This window comes from Gordonia sp. (in: high G+C Gram-positive bacteria) (genome assembly GCF_020438995.1).
Lineage (GTDB): Bacteria > Actinomycetota > Actinomycetes > Mycobacteriales > Mycobacteriaceae > Gordonia.
Genome location: NZ_JAGQTN010000071.1, coordinates 1 through 20,653, shown reverse-complemented (window position 1 = coordinate 20,653; position 20,653 = coordinate 1). Strand labels below are relative to the sequence as shown.

The following is a 20,653-nucleotide window of genomic DNA, read 5'->3' as shown; positions in this document are numbered from 1 at the left end:
GTGGTCACCATCGGCGTGTTCGACGGCGTCCACCGGGGGCACGCCCAGCTCATCAACTCGGCGACGGCCGCGGCCAAGGACCGCGGGATCCCGTCGGTGCTGATGACGTTCGACCCGCACCCCACCGAGGTGGTGCGGCCCGGTGCGCACCCGCCGCAACTGACCACCCTCACCCGGCGCGCCGAATTGGCAGAAGAGCTCGGCATCGACGTGTTCTGCGTCGTGCCGTTCACACCCGAGGTGATGTCGCGGACGCCCAAAGACTTCGCGCACGAAGTGCTCGTCGAACATCTGCACGCCGCCGTCGTCGTGGTCGGCGACAACTTCACGTTCGGGCGCAAAGCTGCCGGTGACGTCGCGAAACTCACCGAACTCGGACAGCGATTCGGATTCGAGGTCGAGGCGATCTCGCTGTTCGGTGAACATGCCGTCACCTACTCGTCCACCTACATCCGGTCATGTGTTGCCGCCGGTGATGTGGAAAGCGCCGCCGAGGCGCTCGGTCGGCCGCACCGGGTCGAGGGGGTCATCGTGCACGGTGAGAAGCGGGGCCGTGACCTCGGATTTCCCACCGCCAACGTCGCCCCGCCCATGTATTCGGCGATCCCCGCCGATGGTGTGTACGCGGCCTGGTTCACCGTCCTCGGCCAGGGCCCGGTCACCGGACAGGTCGAACCGGGACAGCGGTACCAGGCCGCGGTGTCGGTCGGCACCAACCCGACGTTCTCCGGGCGCACCCGTACCGTCGAGGCATTCGTGCTGGACCGCACCGCTGACCTTTACGGTCAGCACGTGGCCGTCGACTTCGTCAGCCGCATCCGGGGTATGGAACCGTTCGCCGACGTCGATGCCCTCATCGCCGAGATGAACCGCGACGTCGAGAAGACGCGGGTGATCCTGGGAGCACAAGAGTCCTGATTTGGGCCGACGGTCCGAGCGCTGGTAGATTGGCCCGTCGGTGTTGCTGCGGTCCGCGGCGGCGCACCACCCGCATCGGTACCTGGGTAGGCGCCTGATCGGGACATCATCACGCGGGACTGAAAAACAGGGAGTATCCCCATGTCTTTGACTGCTGAGCAGAAGAAGGTCATCCTGGCCGAATACGGGCTGCACGAGACCGACACCGGCTCACCCGAGGCTCAGGTCGCGCTGCTGACCAAGCGCATCACCGACCTCACCGAGCACCTCAAGCAGCACAAGCACGATCATCACAGCCGCCGCGGCCTGCTGTTGCTCGTCGGTCGTCGCCGTCGCCTGCTCAAGTACGTCGCCAAGGTCGACATCAACCGCTACCGGTCGCTCATCGAGCGTCTGGGCCTGCGTCGCTGATACCTTCGCGCACTTCATACTTCGCTTCGGCCGCTCCCCGGGATTCGGGGGGCGGCCGAAGAGTTATATCCGGCCGCGGGCCGACAGTGATAGGCTGGAACAGGCTGTTGTCAAGATATATGCAGGATGAATACGGGCATCGTCGGTAGATCGGTCCTCGGTAGTGGCCGCCGGAACAGGGGTTCCGGCCGCTTCGATCGAAGGCCGTCTCCGCGGAACCGGACACAACACGATCGTGTCCGACGTATCTGATCCGCGATATGCCTCGACTCCACCCTGCTCGACGCTCTTCGCGCACATCCGATGGTGTGCTGCGTGGCGTCAGGCTGTCCACAAGATCCGGCCCACGCGCCGGAGACACACCCGGCCGCCACCGATGAGCGGCCGACACGAAGGGAATCCCCACCTCACATGACCGATGTGAACACCGACGTCGCCGAAGACTTCGACGACTCGATCACCGAAGCCACCGCCATCATCGACAACGGCAGCTTCGGCACCCGCACCATCCGGTTCGAAACCGGACGTCTCGCTCTGCAGGCCGCCGGCGCGGTCGTCGCCTACCTCGACGATGAGACCATGCTGCTGTCCACCACCGCAGCCTCCAAGCAGCCGAAGGAACACTTCGACTTCTTCCCGCTGACCGTCGACGTCGAAGAGCGCATGTACGCAGCCGGCCGCATCCCCGGCTCGTTCTTCCGCCGCGAAGGCCGCCCGTCCACCGACGCCATCCTCACCTGCCGGCTCATCGACCGGCCGCTGCGCCCGTCGTTCGTCGACGGCCTGCGCAACGAGATCCAGGTCGTCGTCACCGTCCTGAGCCTCAACCCGCAGGACCTGTACGACGTGCTTGCCATCAACGCCGCCTCGGCCTCCACCCAGATCGCCGGCCTGCCGTTCTCCGGTCCCGTCGGCGGTGTGCGCGTGGCCCTCATCCCGACCGAAGAGAACAAGGTCGGCCAGTGGGTCGCGTTCCCGACCGTCGAGCAGCTCGAGGGCGCCGTGTTCGACATGGTCGTCGCCGGTCGCATCGTCTCCGGTGAAGGCGCCGACGCCGACGTCGCCATCATGATGGTCGAGGCCGAGGCCACCGAGAACGTCATCGACATCATCGCCGGTGGTGCGCAGGCACCCACCGAGGCGATCGTCGCCGAAGGTCTCGAAGCCGCCAAGCCGTTCATCGCCGCCCTGTGCGAGGCCCAGAAGTCGATGGCTGCCGCCGCGGCCAAGGAGACCGGCGAGTTCCCGCTGTTCCCGGCCTACGAGGCCGACGCCTTCGACGCCGTCGCCGCAGCCGCGTCCGACAAGCTGTCGCAGATCCTCACCATCGCCGGCAAGCACGAGCGCGAGGACGCAACCGACGACCTCAAGGCCGAGATCCTCGACCAGCTCGCCGGTCAGTTCGAGGGCCGCGAGAAGGAGATCGGGGCGGCGTTCCGCTCGCTCACCAAGAAGCTGGTGCGTCAGCGCATCCTCACCGACCACTTCCGCATCGACGGCCGCGGCACCACCGACATCCGGTCGCTGTCCGCGGAGGTCGCGGTCATCCCGCGCGCCCACGGTTCGGCTCTGTTCGAGCGCGGCGAGACCCAGATCATGGGCGTCACCACCCTTGACATGGTGAAGATGGCCCAGCAGATCGACTCGCTCGGACCCGAAACGTCCAAGCGGTACATGCACCACTACAACTTCCCGCCGTACTCGACCGGTGAGACCGGCCGCGTCGGGTCGCCCAAGCGCCGCGAAATCGGTCACGGTGCGCTCGCCGAGCGGGCCCTCGTGCCGGTGCTGCCGAGCGTCGCCGACTTCCCCTACGCGATCCGTCAGGTGTCCGAGGCGTTGGGCTCCAACGGTTCCACCTCGATGGGTTCGGTGTGCGCATCCACCCTGTCGCTGCTCAATGCCGGTGTGCCGCTGCGTGCCCCGGTCGCCGGTATCGCGATGGGTCTGGTGTCCGACGACGTCGACGGCGAAACCCGCTATGTCGCACTGACCGACATCCTCGGCGCCGAAGACGCCTTCGGCGACATGGACTTCAAGGTCGCCGGCACCAAGGATTTCGTGACCGCGCTGCAGCTCGACACCAAGCTCGACGGCATCCCGTCGCACGTGCTGGCCGGTGCGCTCAACCAGGCCAAGGACGCCCGGCTGACCATCCTCGACGTGATGGCCGAGGCCATCGACGAGCCCGACGAGATGAGCCCGTACGCGCCGCGGATCACCACCATCAAGATCCCCGTCGACAAGATCGGCGAGCTGATCGGCCCCAAGGGTAAGACGATCAACGGCATCACCGAGGAGACCGGCGCCAACATCTCGATCGAGGACGACGGCACCGTGTTCGTCGGAGCCGCCGACGGCCCGTCCGCGCAGGCCGCGATCGATCGGGTCAACGCCATCGCCAACCCGCAGCTGCCCAAGGTGGGCGAGCGGTTCCTCGGCACCGTGGTCAAGACCACCGCGTTCGGTGCGTTCGTGTCGCTGCTGCCGGGCCGCGACGGCCTGGTGCACATCTCCAAGCTCGGCAAGGGCAAGCGCATCAACAAGGTGGAGGACGTGGTGAACGTCGGCTCCAAACTGCGTGTGGAGATCGCCGACATCGACGAGCGCGGCAAGATCAGCCTCGTCCCCGTCGACGACGACAAGCCTGCCGAGGCCAAGGCCGACGCGGAGAAGGTCGACGCCTGACCGATCAGGGTCCGATGACAGGGCGGCCCGCCATCCTCACCGGGATGGCGGGCCGCTCTCGTTGTCGGTATGTGATCAGGAGTTGTTCGGCCGGTCGTTGCCGGGGCCGAGTGACCCGTTGTCGAGTGCCGTGGTGAGCAGGGTGGTGATCTGCTGCATTCCCACGGTCATCTTGGCGAACCCGGTGCGGACCTCGGTTTCGAGTCCATCCATGCGTGCATCCAGTCCATCCATGCGTGCATCGAGTCCGTCTATGCGGTCGCCGAACCGGCCTTCTTGCTCGAGTTGGGTTTCGCGCAAGGCGTTCAGGATCATCGTCTGTGCGCGGAATGCGGCGTGCATCCCGCTGACATCCTGGTCGGCTCCCGCGGCCAGTACCCGCGCTGCCGACACATCACGGCGTAGTTGCTCGTTCTCTGTCTTGAGTCCTTCGACGTCGCGTTCCACATTACGCAATCGCGCGTCGAGTTCTTCCGGATCTGCCACTGTGCCCCCTCACTGGTTCTTCGTGTCCGTTCAGCGTAACGGCTCCCTGAGGCTGCCGCGGAAAGTTATCCACAGGCTGAGCGCCGTCGGAGTGCGGCCGTAGAATCACGGAGTGCAGCAGTCGACTCCGCAGGTCCCGGTCCCGCATTCTCGTGGGTGGCAAACCGGTATGACCGGGGACAAGCTGACCGTGCCACATCGGGTCGGTGAGGCACCGGCCGGTGCGATCGGCACCCTGATCTCAGGTGATCCGATGGTGGTGGCGGCCTCGATGTCGGTGCGTGATGCGGCGACGGTGATGACCGAGCGTGGTTTCGCGGCGCTGATCGTGGGGATCGGCGACGGTTTCGGTGTGCTGACCGATGTGGGGATCCGCGCCGATGTGGTGGCCCGTGGACTCGACCCGTGCACGCCCGTCGGCGACATCGTCGGGCCACCGGTGCCCGCGGTCGCAGCCGATACTCCGGTGGCGACCGTGCTCGCCCTGGTGCTCGAACAGGACCTGACCTGTGTGCCCGTCGTCGACGCGGAAGGCGCGCTGTTGGGTTCGGTGACGGCCGCCGACCTGCTGTCGGCTCCCGCCGGACCCAGCCTGACATTGCGCCGGCAGATCGCGACGGCAGCCACACCGTCCGGGCTGCAGCAGCATGCGGCGCGGATCCCGTACTTCGTGGCGGACCTGGTCCGCAGGGGTCAGCCGGCGCACGAGGTGAGTGCGATCGCGTCGTTGCTCAGCGATGCGGTGGTCCGCCGTGCGCTGGATCTGGTGAACGACAGACATGACCTCGACCCGGCCGGGATCTGCTGGATGTCGTTGGGCAGCAACGCCCGTCGCGATGCTGTGCTCAGCTCCGACGTCGACTCCGCGGTGGCCTTCGCCGATGACGTCACCGACGCCGACATCGCCCGGTTCCGGCAGGCCTGCGCAGAGGTGATCGGGATCGCCGGCGGCGGTGGGCTGGCCATCGACCTCAACGGGGTGGTCGCCTCCAAACCGTGGTTCTCGCGGCGTCGTGGCGAATGGTCGGCTGCGGCGCAGAAGTGGATGGACTCCCCACTGCGCGACGAGGCGATCGTGTACACCTCCCTGCTGCTCGACGCCCGGCCCATCTGGGGGACCGGCGGCACCGGGATGGAATCGGTGCTCGACGGGCTCCGGGGCCGCCGGGACACGATGGGTCTGATCCTCGCCGAGGCATTGAGCACCAAAGCCCGGATACGGTCGATGCGCGATGTGCTGTCCGGGAAGGGCGGCACCTTCGACATCAAGGAGCACGCGCTGGCGCCGCTCACCGACATCGCCCGCTGGGTGGCGCTATTCGTCGGCTCCGGCGAACGCGACACCCGGTCGAGGCTGCGGGCGGCCGCGGGCAGCGTCGTGTTGCCGGGAGATCAGGCATCCACGCTGATCGAGGTGTTCGAGGTGCTGCAGCGCGTGCGCCTGAATTATCAAGTGGCTCAGTTCGACAGGGGTGAGACGGTCAGCGACCTGTTGGAGATGAAACGACTGTCCCCATTGGACCGGAGTCTGGTGGCGCAGGCGGTGCGCGAGATCGCCGGTATTCAGCGCAGGCTCGACAATCTCGGGCAGAATCTTCCCCTGATCGATTGACGGGTGTTTTCGATGACTATGGAACCGGCCGGTGCCGGGTCAGGGATGTGGTGACGGATGTGTCTGATTGTGTTCGCGGTCAACGTGATCGACGGCTACCCGTTGGTGGTGGCGGCCAACCGCGATGAGTTCTATGCGCGCGAGACCCGGACGATTCACCGATGGCCGGATCTGCCGATCATCGGTGGCCGGGATACGCAGGCCGGCGGCACCTGGATGGGGGTGAGTGCCGAGGTGCCGGGGCGGTTCGCGGCGGTCACCAATGTCCGCGACGGTGATCCGGTGCCCGAGCCGGACAAACGCTCACGCGGCGCATTGCCCGTCGACTTCCTGACGTCCGATATTTCCCCGGCCGATGAGGCACAGCGCCTCACCGATACCGCCGAGGAGTATGCGCCGGTGAATCTACTTGTCTCGGATGGTGATTCGGTGTGGTGGGCGGCCAACAAGCCAGAGGTCGCGGCGCATCGGGTCTCCGATGGTGTACGCGGGGTGTCCAACGGCGCCCTCGACAACTCGTGGCCCAAGGTGACCCGCACCGTCGACGCGGTGGCCGCGGTTCTGAAAACCGCACCGCCGCAAACCAATGCGACCGACGAGGCATTGTTGTCCATACTCGCCGACGATCGGCCCGCACCCGACGAGCTGCTGCCCGACACCGGGGTCGGCCTCGAACGGGAACGGGACCTGTCTCCGGCGTTCATCCGCATGCCCGGCTACGGCACCCGCACCAGCTCGGTCCTGTGGATGCGCGCCGACGGCCACGGCGTGCTCACCGAACGACGTTTCGACGAGGGTCGCTACCTCGATCAGTCGACGATGCAGTGGTAGACCGCCGCGATATCGGCCGTCCCCGGCGAACGTAGACTGTGCGGGTAATCAGGTCGCACAGGTGAGGGAGTGGCAGTGAGCGGAATCAACGTCGGCGTGCTCGGCAGCAATGGCAAAGTCGGGCAGGCGATCGTGGCCGCAGTGGAGGCGGCCGACGACCTGGCCTACAGCACCGGCGTCGACAAGGACGACGCGCTCACCGCCTTCACCGACACCCAGACCTCGGTGGTCGTCGACTTCACCCACCCCGACGTCGTCATGGGCAACCTGGAATTCCTCATCAACAACGGCATCCACGCCGTCGTCGGCACCACCGGATTCACCACCGAACGCCTCGACACCGTCCGAGGCTGGCTCGACGCCAATCCTGGCGTCGGCGTGCTCATCGCCCCCAACTTCGCGATCGGTGCGGTGCTGTCGATGCGATTCGCCCAGCAAGCGGCCCGGTTCTACGAATCGGTGGAGGTTATCGAGTTGCATCACCCGCACAAGGCCGACGCGCCGTCGGGCACCGCCTACCGCACCGCCGAACTCATCGGAGCGGCCCGCGCCGATGCCGGACTCGCACCCTGCCCGGACGCGACGTCGCAGGAACTCGACGGTGCCCGCGGTGCCGACGTTTCAGGCGTTCGGGTGCATTCGGTGCGCCTGGCCGGTCTCGTCGCCCATCAGGAAGTGCTGCTCGGCACCCAGGGCGAGACGCTGACCATCCGGCACGACTCGCTGGACCGGTCGTCGTTCGCGCCGGGCGTGCTGCTGGGTGTGCGCAATGTGGCCGCGCATCCGGGGCTGACCGTCGGTCTCGAATACTTCATGGACCTCTGAGGTCATGGCGTCTGAGAAGACCTCGGGAAAGCCGCGGGAGAAGGACGCCCGGCCGATCGTCTGGCTGATCGCGTTCCTCGTCGTCGCGCTGTGCTTCTACTTCGGGCTGCTGGGCTGGCGTGGTTTCGGGCTCATCGCCACCGGCAGTGTCGCCGGCATCGGACTGGGCATCGGTGTGATCCTGCTGCCGATCATCGGGGTGTGGCTGGTGTATTCGACTCTGCGCGCCGGCATCGAACACCAGCAACTGGCGCGCGTGATCAAGGACGAGGGCCGCGAACTGGACATCTCACACCTGCCGCGCCGCCCGTCGGGACGCATCGAACGCGACGCCGCCGACGAACTGTTCGCCCAGGTCAAGGCCGAGTGGGAGGCCGACCCCGACGACTGGCGCAACACCTACCGCATCGCCCGTGCCTACGACTACGCCGGCGACCGCACCCGCGCCCGCGAGATGATGAAGCGCGCCGTCACCCAATACCAGGACGCCGCAAAGGGGTCCGGCTCGTGAGCAGGTTGCTGATCATCCACCACACGCCGTCCCCGCACTGCCAGGAGATGTTCGAGGCGGTGGTCAGCGGCGCCACGGACCCCGAAATCGAGGGTGTGGAGGTGGTGCGCAAGGCAGCGCTGTCCGTCACAGCGACGGATGTGCTCGAAGCCGACGGCTACCTGCTCGGCACCCCGGCCAATCTCGGCTACATCAGCGGCGCCCTCAAACACGCCTTCGACACCATCTACTATCCGTGCCTCGACGAGACGCGCGGACGTCCGTACGGGCTGTTCCTGCACGCCAACGAGGGCGGCGAGGGCGCGGTGCGGGCCGTGGAGTCGATCACCACCGGGCTGGCGTGGGTCAAGTCGGCCGACCACGTCGTCCTGTCCGGGAAGCCGGGCAAACAACAGCTGGAAGAATGCTGGAACCTCGGTGCGACGGTGGCCGCACAGTTGATGCGGTAGTGCCGCAGGGACGCGAGGGTCGACCGACATTAGACTTGCGCGAGTGAGCACAGGGCAAGCGGAACGCCGGGACGATATCGCGACCGAGCACGACCCGGTGCGCCCCGCGCCCGGAACCATCCCCACCCCGTACGAAGATCTGTTGCGGCTGGTGCTGAACAGTGGCACGTCGAAGGCAGACCGGACCGGGACCGGTACCCGCAGCGTCTTCGGGCATCAGCTGCGCTACGACCTGGCGGCCGGGTTTCCGCTGATCACCACCAAGAAAGTCCATCTGAAGTCGATCATCTACGAATTGTTGTGGTTCCTGCGCGGCGACTCCAACATCGGCTGGCTCAACGAGCACGGCGTCACGATCTGGGATGAGTGGGCCGATCCTTTCGGTGAACTCGGTCCTATCTACGGCGCGCAGTGGCGGGCTTGGCCGACGCCGTCGGGGGAGTACATCGACCAGATCTCCGCGGCCCTCGATCTGCTCAAGAGCGACCCGGATTCGCGGCGCAACATCGTGTCGGCCTGGAATGTGGGGGAGATTCCGCAGATGGCGCTGCCACCGTGCCATGCGTTTTTTCAGTTCTATGTCGCCGACGGAAAACTGTCGTGCCAGCTGTATCAGCGCAGCGCCGACCTGTTCCTCGGCGTGCCGTTCAACATCGCGTCGTACGCACTGCTCACCCACATGATGGCCGCGCAGGCCGGACTCCGGGTGGGCGAGTTCATCTGGACCGGCGGCGACTGCCACATCTACGACAACCACGTCGAGCAGGTGACCCGGCAACTACTCCGGGATCCGTACCCGTATCCGACATTGCACCTGCGTAAGCGCGCGTCGATCTTCGACTACGAGTACGACGACATCGCCGTGATCGGCTACCGCTCGCACCCGGGTATCGCCGCACCCGTGGCCATCTGAGGTGATCTCACTCATCTGGGCTCAGGACCGCCGCGGGGCGATCGGCCGGGCGAACACCATCCCGTGGCGGGTGCCCGAGGACATGCGGCGCTTCCGGGAACTCACCGGGGCGTCGCCGGTGATCATGGGGCGGCGGACCTGGGAGTCGCTGCCGCCGAAGTTCAGGCCGCTGCCCGGGCGGCGCAACATAGTGATCAGCCGTAACCCCGACCTGCGGGCCGATGGCGCCGAAGTGGCCGCATCGCTCGATGAGGCGTATGCGCTGACAGCGGCCCCGGATATGACTGTGTCGGTGATCGGCGGTGAACAGATATACCGGGCCGCGATCGTCGGCGCCGATGAACTTCGGGTCACCGAGTTGGATCTGGTCATCGAGAATGCGGACGCCTTCGCTCCGGCGATCGATGAGGCGACCTGGTATGCGGTCGACGTCGGTGACTGGCTGACGTCGTCGTCGGGGGCGCGATACCGGTTCGCCGACTACCGTCGGCGGCGCCCGCGGTGACGGCAGCGGACATCTCGGCGGCGCAGGCGCGCAGGATCGCCCTTGCCGCACAGGGTTTCGCCGACAGGCGACCCACGTCGGCCCCTACGATGACGCATCTGAAACGGGTGCTGGGGCGCACCGGGCTCATTCAGCTGGACTCAGTGAATGTGGCGGTGCGCGCTCACTTCCTGCCGCTGTTCGCGCGCCTGGGACCTTACGACCGGCAGCTGCTCGCCAGAGCCGCTTGGCAACCGGTCGGCAAACCGCGGGCGCTGGCCGAATACTGGGCGCATGAAGCGGCGCTCATCCCCGTCGATGATTGGCCGCTGTTCCGTTGGCGTATGGACGAATTCACGGGCGGCCGATGGAAATACACCCGCGAGGTGATGGCCGCCAACGCGGCGCTGGCTGCCGACATTGTCGCCGTCATCGACGAACTCGGCCCGAGCATGCCCCGCGACATCGAGGCCGCCCTCGGCATCGTGCGCGACAAAGGCGACGCCGGAAGCTGGTGGGAGCGCGGCGAGGTCAAACACGTCTGCGAGGCACTGTTCGCCGAGGGGCGGCTGTCGGCGGTGCGGGACGAGAAGTTCTCCCGCTTCTATGACCGCAGCGAACGCATCGTCGGCACCGATATCGCCGAGACGCGGATCGACCGCGCCGATGCACAGCGCATCCTGGTCGGGCGAGCGGCGGCATCGCTGGGCGTCGGCACCCTCACCGACATCGCCGACTACTACCGCATGAGCCGTACCGATGCGCAGCGGGCCATCGCCGAGGCGAACGACGACGGGATGGTCAGCGAGGTGACCGTCGAGGGGTGGGACGACCGCGCCTACCTGGCCGCCGGAGCGCGCACGCCACGCGCCGTCACCTGCTCGACGATCCTCTCACCGTTCGACCCGCTGGTGTTCTGCCGACCACGGGCATTGCGGCTGTTCGACTTTCACTACCGCATCGAGATCTACACACCGGCCCACAAACGCGTCCACGGCTACTACGTGCACCCGTACCTGCTCGGCGACGACATCGCCGCACGGGTCGATCTGAAAGCCGACCGCGCCACCGGCGTGCTGCGGGTGCCCGCCGCGCATCTGGAGCCGGGCCGTGATCGCGGAGTCGTCGCCGAGCGCCTTGCCGCGGACTTGACGACGATGGCGCAGTGGCTGGGACTTGACGCGGTGGCGGTGGCGGACTCCGGTGATCTCGCGAAGGAATTGGCCCGCCGGGTTCGGTCCTGACGACCTCAGGATGCGATCTTGGGCACACCACGGCCGTTCACGAGTTGTAGCGGATAATGGTTGCACTACCCAACACGTAGTGTCCTCGTACAGCGACGTGCGCGCACGCGCGCGTGGATCGAGGAAGAGTAGGTACGCACTGCGATGGCTGTTGAACACGGCGGCAACACATACCGGCTGGTGATGTTCGATCTCGACGACACGCTGGCCCCGTCCAAGAGTCCACTGCCCGACGAGATGGCCGCGCAACTGCGCAGGCTCCTCGAGCGCGGCCTGGTCTGCATCATCTCCGGCGGCCAGTTCGGGCAGTTCGACGCCCAGGTGCTGAGCCGCATCGGCGATGACCCCAACGCCGCGAACCTGCACCTGATGCCCACCTGTGGTACCCAGTACGTCCGGCTCGGCGACTCCGGCTGGGAGACGGTCTACGCCGAATACCTGTCCGACGACGAGAAGTCACGCACGCTCGATGTCCTGGAGAGCGGCGCCGAAGAACTGGGCCTGTGGGAGGCGCAGCCGTGGGGTCCGATCCTGGAGGACCGGGGCTCACAGATCACCTACAGTGCGCTCGGCCAGGCGGCCCCCGTCGACGCCAAGGCCGCCTGGGACCCCGACGGTGCCAAAAAGGAAGCATTGCGTGCGTATGCGGCGCAACGGCTCCCGGACCTGGAGGTCCGCAGCGGCGGATCGACGTCGGTCGATGTCACCCGCAAGGGCATCGACAAGGCCTACGGTGCCCGGCGCCTGATGGAGATCCTCGACCTGAACATCGCCGACATCCTGTTCTACGGCGACCGGCTCGACGAGGGTGGCAACGACCGCCCCGTCGCCGACCTCGGGATCACCTCGATCGCCGTGCACGGCTGGCATGACACCCACGCCAGACTCGACGAGTTGCTCAGCGCAGCAGATTAGCCCGCAGCGTATTCAGATCCTTGGTGGTCAGGCCCAGACCCTTGCGCAGGTAGCCGTCGAGACTGCCGTACTTGCTGTTGGCGGTGGCGAACGATGAGCGCAACCACTCGATGCGGACACCGTTGAGCGGGTCACTCGGCGAGGCGTGGCGGTAGGTGTTGCTGGCCAGGTAATCGCGTTCGATGGTCGCCCGGTCGACGCCGAGGATGCTCAGCAGCAGCGCGGCCGTCCAGCCCGTGCGGTCCTTGCCCGCGGTGCAGTGGAAGATCACCGAGTTGCCGGCGGAGGTGGTGTTCTTGATGTTGAGCAGTGTCTTGCGGAACGCGGCGCGGGCCGACGGCGAGGTCACGAACGCTCGATAGGCCGACGAGAGGTCGATCAGATTGGTGATCGGTGTCTGACCGAGCACGTCGAAATGCTTGAGTGGGGCACCCGGGACCGCCCTGTTCGGCTGGACCGTGTATTCGAGCTGGGTGCGCAGATCCACGATCGACGTCACGTTCAGGCGCTTGAGGGTGCGGATGTCCGACGCGGTCAGCTTCGACAGATTGTCGCTGCGGATCACGGCGGGCGAAACGCTCTTGCCCGATGTGGTGGTGTACGCGGCGAAGGTCCGGGTGTTCTCGGTACCCGCGAGATGAATGACGCTCGGCGTCGCCACCGCGGGTGCGTCGGTGGTGGACGAGCCGGTGTCGGCCGGAACAGCCACCGCGACACCGGCCTGCCCGGTGACGGCCGGAGCCAGGGCGATGGCGGACACGGCGGCCACACTGGTGATGACGCGCATCGGCCGGGATAATGAGCGAGTTGTCATCGCAAGGTTGTCCTTTCGGGGACGGGGGCGTGTCTCAGGGTATGGGGTTGACTACCGGAATAACACGGTTGGACCCGCTGCGGACCCGAAATGACCTGCCGTGGTACTCGCCGGTGCGGGGTTGGGTCTTGTCCCGCAGGAAGTACCAGTCCATCTGCACGGCGGCCTTGGTGACGGTGAGCACCCCGTAACCGTGCGCGTCGAGGTCGGTCCACTTGATGTGCGGGTTGAGGGCTGTGATCGCCGGGGGGATCGCGTTGCTGACCGTGTGTTCAGGCACCTTGATCATCTCGTCGATGTTGGATGCGGTCACCGACGGCACCACCAGCTCGGTGGCCACGGCACCCGTCGACCGATACCGGGCGGCGTCAACAGGGACATCGCACGCCCACGACGTGTGGATGTCGCCGGTGATGAACACCACGTTGGAAATCTTCTTGTCCCGGATGGTGCGCAGCAGCCGTGCGCGGTCGGCGGTGTAGCCGTCCCACTGGTCGGCGTTGTAGGGGATACCGCCTTCCGGGATACCCAGGACGTCGGTGATCGCGCCGGTGGTGGCCCTGTCGAGCGGCGGGAGGAGCACAGGCGTGATCATCACCGGGTTGCCGACGATCCGCCAGGTGGCCGTGGAGCCGGTCAGGCCGTCGGTCAGCCACTTCAGCTGCGCCTTCCCGGTGATCGAACGCGCCTTGTCGTCGATCTTGCGGGAGAGCACCGACACCTCCCTGTCCCGGTATGTGCGCAAATCCAGCATCGACAGGTCCAGCAGGTTGCCGAACCTGAGGCGGCGATAGAGATGCAGACCGCCCGCATCGGCCGGTGGCCGCACCGGCATCCACTCGTAGTACGCACGTTCAGCAGCTGCCTTGCGGGCGGCCCAGCTTCCTTCCGACGGTGAATGGTTCTCGGCACCACCGAGCCAGCTGTTGTCGGCAGACTCGTGATCGTCCCAGGTGCAGATCCACGGCAGCGCCCGATGCAGCGCGGCCAGGTCGGTGTCGGTCTTGTACTGGGCGTGCCGGATCCGGTAGTCGCGGAGCGTCCGGGCCTCGTTTCGCGGTGCGTGGACACGGATCGCGTGCCCTTTACCCGTGTACTCACCGGTCTTGTACTCGTAGTAGTAGTCGCCGAGGTGCACGATCGCGCTGAGGTCGCGACGGCCGAGGAGGTGGCGGTACGCGCCGAAGTATCCGGCCTCCCAGTTGGCGCACGACACCACGCCGAACCGGACACGGCTGACATCCGCATCCGCGGGGGGCGCGGTGCGAGTCGCACCGATCGGTGACCTGTGCGTCGTCCCGGCGGAGGTGAGAGCGAACTCGTACCAATAGCGGGTGTCGGGAGAGAGCCCCGTCGCGTCGATCTTGACGGTGAAGTCGCGTTCGGGGCCGGTCGTCGTGGTGCCCGACGCGACCACCGATCGCAATGCGCTGTCGGTGCCGATCCGCCAGGTCACCTGGACCGGGGCCCCGACGCCCGAGCCGGGTGTGGCGGCCGGGGTGGGGGAGACCCGCGTCCACAGGATGACCCGGTCGGGTAACGGATCTCCCGAGGCCACACCGTGCGCGAAAACGTCATGGCTGCGCGGGCGGGGCGGCGCGGCAGGTGCTGCGGTGGACCGCCCGGCACCGTACACGGCACCGGCGACGCCGATACCCGCGCCGCCCAGCAATACGCTGCGTCGGGAGGGGGAGCCTGCGGTGACGGCCGGCGGAGCGTCGGCGGGGGACGGCATGCCGGGAACGGGGGGCTGAGTACGCACGTCGAACATCATGCGCCATCGGGCCGGTGCCCGTGTGCGTCTGGTCACCTTCACCTGGGAATGTCGACCCGGCGAAACGCGGGAATCGGGCAGAATTCGTTCCCGATTCACCACATCGGCACCGCGAAACCGGAGGCAGCGACGCGATCGACGGGCCTGACGACGACCATCGCAGATGTCTGGGGGAGAATCGAGGCGCGGCGGCGACGGAGGAGCCCGCCCTGACCGCACTCGTCATGCGAACGAGTCGACCGATGAGCGGTGGCAGACGACGAGCGGCGGGAATCGACGATGGAGGAGGCGGTGTGTCCGAACTGGTGCCGTTGAAGGTCCAGATGGTGGCGGTGACCGAGTTCACGCCGCCGCCGGACGTGCCGTGGAGCACCGACACCGACGGCGGTGAGGCGCTGGTCGAGTTCGCCGGGCGCGCCTGCTACGAAAGCTGGGACAAACCGAACCCGCGGACCGCGACCAACGCCGGTTATCTGCGGCACATTCTTGAGGTCGGGCACCTGTCGCTGCTCGAACATGCGTCGGTCACCTTCTACATCACCGGGATCTCGCGATCGTGTACCCACGAACTGATCCGGCACCGGCACTTCTCGTACTCGCAGCTCTCGCAGCGATTCGTACCCGAACACGACTCCAATGTGGTCGCCCCACCGGCGATCAAGGATGACGCCGCACTCGAAGAACTGTTCATCAAAGCGACCGACGCCAGCCGCGCGGCGTACGTCGAACTGCTCAACGCCCTCGAAGCGAAGTTCGCGGACGTGCCCAACGCGATCCTGCGCCGCAAGCAGGCTCGGCAAGCTGCCCGCTCGGTGCTGCCGAACGCCACCGAGACCCGGATCGTCGTGACCGGGAACTACCGCGCCTGGCGGCATTTCGTCGGCATGCGCGCCACCGAACACGCCGACGTCGAGATCCGCCAGCTCGCCGTCGAATGCCTGCGGCAGCTGATGGCGATCGCGCCCACCGTCTTCGGCGATTTCGAGATCGGGACGCTCGCCGACGGCACCGAGGTGGCCACTTCGCCGTACGTTCTCGAAGGCTGATCGCATTCGCGACTCGCCTGTGCGCGCCGGCCTCGCGCGTGCGACCATTCGGCCCGCTCTCGTTCTCGACACACCACTGCCCGCACAGGTATCCCCGGCGCGGGATCGACCCAGGAGAAGGTAGCCTTGACCACCATGAACGCAGCCGTGCAGCAGCCTGACGCGCACCCTTTCGGGACGAATGTGGTGGCGATGGTGACTCCGTTCCGCGCCGACGGAACTCTCGATCTCGACAAGGCGGCGGAGCTGGCCGACCACCTGGTGACCAAGGGTTGTGACGGGCTGGTGCTGTCCGGCACGACGGGTGAGTCGCCCACCACCCAGCCTGCCGAGAAACTCGAACTGCTGCGGGCCGTCCTCGACGCGGTCGGCGATCGCTGCCGCATCACTCACGGCGTCGGTACTTACGACACCGCTGAAAGCGTCGAGTTCGCGATCGCCGGTGCAGAGGCGGGTGCGCACGGTCTGCTCGTGGTCACCCCGTACTACTCCAAACCACCGCAGGCCGGTCTGCTGGCCCATTTCCGGGCGGTCGCCGACGCCACCGACCTGCCCGTGCTGCTCTACGACATTCCCCCGCGTTCGGTGATCCCGATCGCCGAACCCACCATCCGCGCACTCGCCGAACACCCCAGGATCGTCGGGGTCAAGGACGCCAAGGGCGACCTGGCCGCAGGTGCCGGGCTCATCGCCTCCACCGGTCTGGAGTACCTGTCCGGCGACGACGGGCTGAACCTGCCGTGGCTGTCGGTCGGCGCCACCGGATTCGTCAGCGTCATCGGTCATCTCGTCGCCGACCGGCTCCGCGAGATGCAACTGGCGTTCGAGAAGGGTGACGTGGTGGCCGCCCGCGAGATCAACAACTCGGTGGCCCCGCTCGTGGGTGCGATGGGCCGGCTCGGCGGTGTCACGATGGTCAAGGCATCGCTGCGGCTGCTCGGCCTCGACGTGGGCGATCCACGTCTGCCGCAGGTGCCGGCCGACGCCGCACAACTCGATGAGCTGGCAGCGGATCTGACCGCAGCGGGATTACTGAACTGATGACGAGCCCAGCCCGGCGTCGGCGCGGCGCCTCACGACATGCAGGCCCGCCGAGCCCCGCGACGGTCGCCGAGAGCGCCTCGGGCGCGGCCCGGCACGCCACGGAAACCGAAGCCCCCGGTACCGGCGGGCAGGCATCCCGCGGCAAACACGAACGCGCCGTTGCCGAATCGCAGACCACCCAGACCGCCCCCGACCGGATGGGGCCTCCGCCCAAGCTGCGCAGCGGTGGATTGCGGGTCGTCGCACTCGGCGGTATCGGCGAGGTCGGCCGCAACATGACCGTCTTCGAATACGACGGCCGTCTGCTGATCGTCGACTGCGGCGTGTTGTTCCCCGAGGACGCGCAGCCCGGCGTCGACCTGATCCTGCCCGACTTCCGGTACATCGAGGACCGAATCGATGACGTCGAGGCGGTGATCCTCACCCACGGCCACGAGGACCACATCGGTGCGGTCCCGTTCCTGCTGCGGTTGCGCGGCGACATCCCGGTCGTGGGCTCCACGTTCACGCTGGCATTGCTGGAGGCCAAGTGCCGGGAGCATCGGCAGCGGCCCAAGCTGGTCAAGGTCACCGAGGGTGAACGGACCCAGCACGGGCCGTTCGACTGCGAGTACTTCGCGGTCAACCACTCGATTCCCGATGCCATCGCCGTCGCCATCCGCACCGGTGCGGGTCTGGCACTGCACACCGGCGACATCAAACTGGACCAGCTCCCGCTCGACGGCAGGCTCACCGATCTCGCCGGGTTCAGTCGGCTCGGCGACGAGGGCGTCGACCTGTTCCTCGTCGATTCCACCAATGCCGAGGTCCCCGGCTTCGTCACCCCCGAACGGCAGATCGGTGGCGTGCTCGACCAAGTCATCGGCAAGGCCCGCCAGCGGGTGATCGTGGCGTCGTTCGCCAGCCACGTACACCGCATCCAGCAGATCATCGACGTCGCGCACGCCCACAACCGGCGGGTCACGTTCGTCGGGCGTTCAATGGTCCGCAACATGCAGATCGCCCAGGACCTGGGGTATCTGTCGGTGCCCGACGGGGTGGTCGTCGACCTCGACACCGCAGCCACGCTTCCCGATCACCGGGTGGTGCTGATCTCCACCGGGTCACAGGGCGAGCCGTTGTCGGCGCTGTCGCGGATGGCGCGCGGCGAACACCGGCAGATCAACATCCGCGCCGACGACCTCGTCGTCCTTGCCTCCTCGCTGATCCCGGGCAACGAGAACTCTGTGTTCGCGGTGGTCAACGGCCTGGCCAAGCGAGGCGCGACCGTCATCACCCAGCAGTCGGCGAAGGTGCACGTGTCCGGGCACGCCTCGGCCGGCGAGCTGCTGTACCTGTACAACGCGGTGCGCCCCACCAACGTGATGCCGGTACACGGGGAGTGGCGGCACCTGCGCGCCAACGGCGACCTGGCCATCGCCACCGGTGTGGCGCCGGGCCGGGTGGCCCTGGCCGAGGACGGCGTGGTCGTCGACCTCGTCGACGGCTTGGCCACCATCACCGGGCGCGTACCCGTCGGCTACGTATACGTCGACGGGCTGTCCGTCGGCGACGTCGGCGAGTCCACGCTGTCGGAACGTTTGGTCCTCGGCGAGGGCGGTTTCATCGCCATCACCGTCGCGGTCGATCCGGAGACCGGCCGCACGGTCAGTCCGCCGGAGATCTCCGGGCGTGGTTTCTCCGACGATCCGGCCGCGCTCAAGGACGCCGCCGATCTCGTCGGCAGGGCCCTGGACACCCTGTATGCCGAAGGGGTCACCGACACCCATCGCATCGCCCAGACCATCCGTCGGACCGTCGGCCGCTGGGTGTCGGAGAAGTACCGTCGCCGCCCGATGATCGTGCCCACGGTTCTGGCCGTGCGGGGCAACTGACTGCCCTGAACCCCACGAACAGGCCCCGGCATCACAAATATTGCGATGCCGGGGCTTATTCGTGGGGTTTACGACGAGCCTTCGCGCAGGTGCCGCCGCAGTAGTTTCCCGGTGGACGTTCTCGGCAGGGCACCGACCACCTCGACCTCACGCGGATACTTGTAGGCCGCCAGACGAGCCCGGCAGAACTCGATCAGACCCGCCTCCGTGACCGGGCACTGTCCAGTCGCTTCTTGCGGAGTATCAAGCACCACAAAGGCTTTCACGCTCTGTCCGCGATAGTCATCCGGGATCGCGACCACCGCGGCATCGCGGACCAGCGGATGTGAGAGGAGAACCCGCTCGACTTCCCACGGCCACACCTTGTACCCGGCGGCATTGATCACGTCGGTGCTGCGGTCGACCACATAGAACCAGCCCTCGGCATCCATGAAACCCACATCGCCAGTGTGCAATTCACCCCCAGCCAGCGCCGCGGCCGTGGCAGCCGGGTTGCCCCAATACTGGCTGATCACCTGTGGCCCGGAGGTGACCAGCTCACCGATCGCACCGACGGGAACCTCCTCACCGTTGTCGTCGACGACACGAACCATGGTGTTGCACACCGGGATTCCGACCGAGATCACCCCCGTATCGGCGTCGACGGGTGCCCGCAGGCCCGGTGGCACGATATGCGATGGTGACGTGCTCTCGGTCTGGCCGTACACGTTGTGGATGTAGCCGCCGAGAACGGCTTCGAGCCGGTCGGCGGTATCGGGGTCGATCGGGGAACCGCCCGAAAAGCGCAGACGCAGGCATGTCAGGTCCTCGGGCGTGAGATCGGACTCGTCGGCCAGCGCGATGTAGGCGGTGATCGCGGCGGTCGCGAACGCGGGCCGATGCGTCCTGATCGCGTCGGCGACGACCATCGGGTGGATGCGATGGGTTAGCACCAACGGTGATCCCAGGTGCATCGACAAGGTGACACCCGCAACCAGGCCGGTGACATGGAAGATCGGGGCGAGCGCGAGAATCGGGTCCATCTCACCCACACCGGTCCAGTTCCGGTAGGTCTGAGTGCTGAACATGAGGTTGGCGTGCGTGATGGCAGCGCCCTTGGGAAATCCCGTGGTGCCGGATGTGTTGAGCAGCACCGCGGTGTCTCCGGGCCCGATGGTGCACCGGACGCGCGGCCGGGTGTGGGCGGCGGTCAGTGCATACAGGTCGACTGTGTCTGCTGGGCGGTGCCGGGCTGATTCCTCCAGCACCCGCGGATCGTCGGTGCTCTGACCGTCGAACGGTGATGCGGTCACCACGATCGGAACGGGCCAGGTGTCCGAGATGTCGGTGAGCGCGGTACGGGCGATGTCCCGGTAGATGTCGCCGAGCACCAGCAGCCCTGATGGCCGGTAGGTACCGAGGAACTGGCTGAACTCCTCTAGGGTGCTCATCGGGCTGATCAATACCGCGGCACCTCCGGCCTTCCACGCCGCGACGAGCCCGATGACCAGGGCGGGGTTGTTCTGAGTACAGATCGCCAGCCGGTCGCCGGACCTGAAGCCACGCGTCTGCATGTACGCGGCCAGCGAGTCCGCGGCCCGGTCGAGCTGTGTCCATGTGGTGGCGCCGTCGAAATAGTGCAGGGCGATATCATCGCCGCGCGCTGCGACGGTGGCGTCGAACATCTCCAGTGCCGTGTCGTAGCAGTTGCGCTGGAATGCCGGCCGTTCGCCGTAGAGAGCGAGCCATGGCCGGGAAACGTAGTCGGACATCGGTCTCCCTTCCCGCACAGTTTAGGGCGTGCCTCCGCTACGGTGTTCAGTATGGCTGAACAT

General features: G+C 66.9%; 19 protein-coding genes. 15 read left to right on the top strand and 4 right to left on the bottom strand.

The window, feature by feature from the left end; translation table 11 throughout:
• The 3 genes from KDB67_RS06350 to KDB67_RS06340 form a co-directional block, all read left to right on the top strand.
• On the top strand, positions 1-918 hold a 918-nt coding region (locus KDB67_RS06350), incomplete at its 5' end, for a bifunctional riboflavin kinase/FAD synthetase (RefSeq protein ID WP_291013798.1).
• A gap of 141 nt (positions 919-1,059) precedes the next feature.
• On the top strand, positions 1,060-1,329 hold the full coding sequence (gene rpsO / locus KDB67_RS06345; RefSeq protein WP_291013795.1) for a 30S ribosomal protein S15: 270 nt from the start codon (positions 1,060-1,062) through the stop codon (positions 1,327-1,329).
• Positions 1,330-1,740: 411 nt separating this feature from the next.
• Complete coding sequence (locus KDB67_RS06340; protein ID WP_291013792.1) at positions 1,741-4,017, top strand: polyribonucleotide nucleotidyltransferase; 2,277 nt, start codon at positions 1,741-1,743, stop codon at positions 4,015-4,017.
• Positions 4,018-4,092: 75 nt separating this feature from the next.
• Here the strand turns inward: KDB67_RS06340 and KDB67_RS06335 are convergent, their stop codons facing one another.
• Entirely contained in the window at positions 4,093-4,503 is a 411-nt protein-coding gene (locus KDB67_RS06335; protein WP_291013789.1) for a hypothetical protein, read from the bottom strand.
• Between the two features lie 169 nt (positions 4,504-4,672).
• On the opposite strand from KDB67_RS06335, the gene KDB67_RS06330 reads away from it, so the two are divergent.
• From KDB67_RS06330 to KDB67_RS06290, 9 genes are all read left to right on the top strand, one after another.
• On the top strand, positions 4,673-6,115 hold the full coding sequence (locus KDB67_RS06330) for a putative nucleotidyltransferase substrate binding domain-containing protein (protein WP_291013787.1): 1,443 nt from the start codon (positions 4,673-4,675) through the stop codon (positions 6,113-6,115).
• Between the two features lie 57 nt (positions 6,116-6,172).
• Positions 6,173-6,946 carry an NRDE family protein gene (locus KDB67_RS06325; protein ID WP_291013785.1) on the top strand — a complete coding sequence of 258 codons (774 nt, stop codon included), beginning with the start codon at positions 6,173-6,175 and terminating at the stop codon, positions 6,944-6,946.
• Between the two features lie 75 nt (positions 6,947-7,021).
• Positions 7,022-7,771, top strand: a complete 750-nt coding sequence (dapB, locus tag KDB67_RS06320; RefSeq protein ID WP_291013782.1) for a 4-hydroxy-tetrahydrodipicolinate reductase — start codon at positions 7,022-7,024, stop codon at positions 7,769-7,771.
• Between the two features lie 4 nt (positions 7,772-7,775).
• On the top strand, positions 7,776-8,282 hold the full coding sequence (locus KDB67_RS06315; RefSeq protein ID WP_291013779.1) for a hypothetical protein: 507 nt from the start codon (positions 7,776-7,778) through the stop codon (positions 8,280-8,282).
• A complete protein-coding gene (locus KDB67_RS06310) occupies positions 8,279-8,731 on the top strand; it encodes an NAD(P)H-dependent oxidoreductase (RefSeq protein ID WP_291013777.1) in 453 nt (150 codons plus the stop codon). The genes KDB67_RS06315 and KDB67_RS06310 overlap by 4 nt, the downstream gene beginning before the upstream one ends.
• Positions 8,732-8,828: 97 nt before the next feature.
• Positions 8,829-9,644 carry a thymidylate synthase gene (locus KDB67_RS06305; protein WP_291013803.1) on the top strand — a complete coding sequence of 272 codons (816 nt, stop codon included), beginning with the start codon at positions 8,829-8,831 and terminating at the stop codon, positions 9,642-9,644.
• A 1-nt stretch (position 9,645) separates the two neighbouring features.
• Positions 9,646-10,149 carry a dihydrofolate reductase gene (locus KDB67_RS06300; RefSeq protein ID WP_291013775.1) on the top strand — a complete coding sequence of 168 codons (504 nt, stop codon included), beginning with the start codon at positions 9,646-9,648 and terminating at the stop codon, positions 10,147-10,149.
• Positions 10,146-11,372 carry a crosslink repair DNA glycosylase YcaQ family protein gene (locus KDB67_RS06295; RefSeq protein WP_291013773.1) on the top strand — a complete coding sequence of 409 codons (1,227 nt, stop codon included), beginning with the start codon at positions 10,146-10,148 and terminating at the stop codon, positions 11,370-11,372. The genes KDB67_RS06300 and KDB67_RS06295 overlap by 4 nt, the downstream gene beginning before the upstream one ends.
• Before the next feature lie 144 nt (positions 11,373-11,516).
• Positions 11,517-12,287 (top strand): HAD-IIB family hydrolase, encoded by a 771-nt coding sequence (locus KDB67_RS06290; RefSeq protein WP_291013771.1) that lies wholly within the window; start codon positions 11,517-11,519, stop codon positions 12,285-12,287.
• Here KDB67_RS06290 and KDB67_RS06285 read toward each other — a convergent pair.
• A complete protein-coding gene (locus KDB67_RS06285; protein ID WP_291013768.1) occupies positions 12,271-13,074 on the bottom strand; it encodes a tyrosine-protein phosphatase in 804 nt (267 codons plus the stop codon). The genes KDB67_RS06290 and KDB67_RS06285 overlap by 17 nt on opposite strands.
• A 61-nt stretch (positions 13,075-13,135) precedes the next feature.
• Positions 13,136-14,836, bottom strand: coding sequence for an alkaline phosphatase D family protein (locus tag KDB67_RS06280; RefSeq protein ID WP_291013801.1), 1,701 nt, complete (start codon positions 14,834-14,836; stop codon positions 13,136-13,138).
• Between the two features lie 332 nt (positions 14,837-15,168).
• On the opposite strand from KDB67_RS06280, the gene thyX reads away from it, so the two are divergent.
• The 3 genes from thyX (at position 15,169) to KDB67_RS06265 (ending at position 18,839) form a co-directional block, all read left to right on the top strand.
• Positions 15,169-15,921, top strand: a complete 753-nt coding sequence (gene thyX / locus KDB67_RS06275) for an FAD-dependent thymidylate synthase (RefSeq protein ID WP_291013766.1) — start codon at positions 15,169-15,171, stop codon at positions 15,919-15,921.
• Between the two features lie 135 nt (positions 15,922-16,056).
• Positions 16,057-16,962: a 4-hydroxy-tetrahydrodipicolinate synthase gene (gene dapA, locus KDB67_RS06270; protein ID WP_291013764.1), complete on the top strand. Its 906-nt coding sequence runs from the start codon at positions 16,057-16,059 to the stop codon at positions 16,960-16,962.
• Complete coding sequence (locus tag KDB67_RS06265) at positions 16,962-18,839, top strand: ribonuclease J (protein ID WP_291013761.1); 1,878 nt, start codon at positions 16,962-16,964, stop codon at positions 18,837-18,839. Before dapA ends, KDB67_RS06265 begins: the two co-directional genes overlap by 1 nt.
• A 68-nt stretch (positions 18,840-18,907) precedes the next feature.
• Here the strand turns inward: KDB67_RS06265 and KDB67_RS06260 are convergent, their stop codons facing one another.
• Positions 18,908-20,590: an AMP-binding protein gene (locus KDB67_RS06260; RefSeq protein ID WP_291013758.1), complete on the bottom strand. Its 1,683-nt coding sequence runs from the start codon at positions 20,588-20,590 to the stop codon at positions 18,908-18,910.
• Positions 20,591-20,653 lie beyond the last annotated feature (63 nt).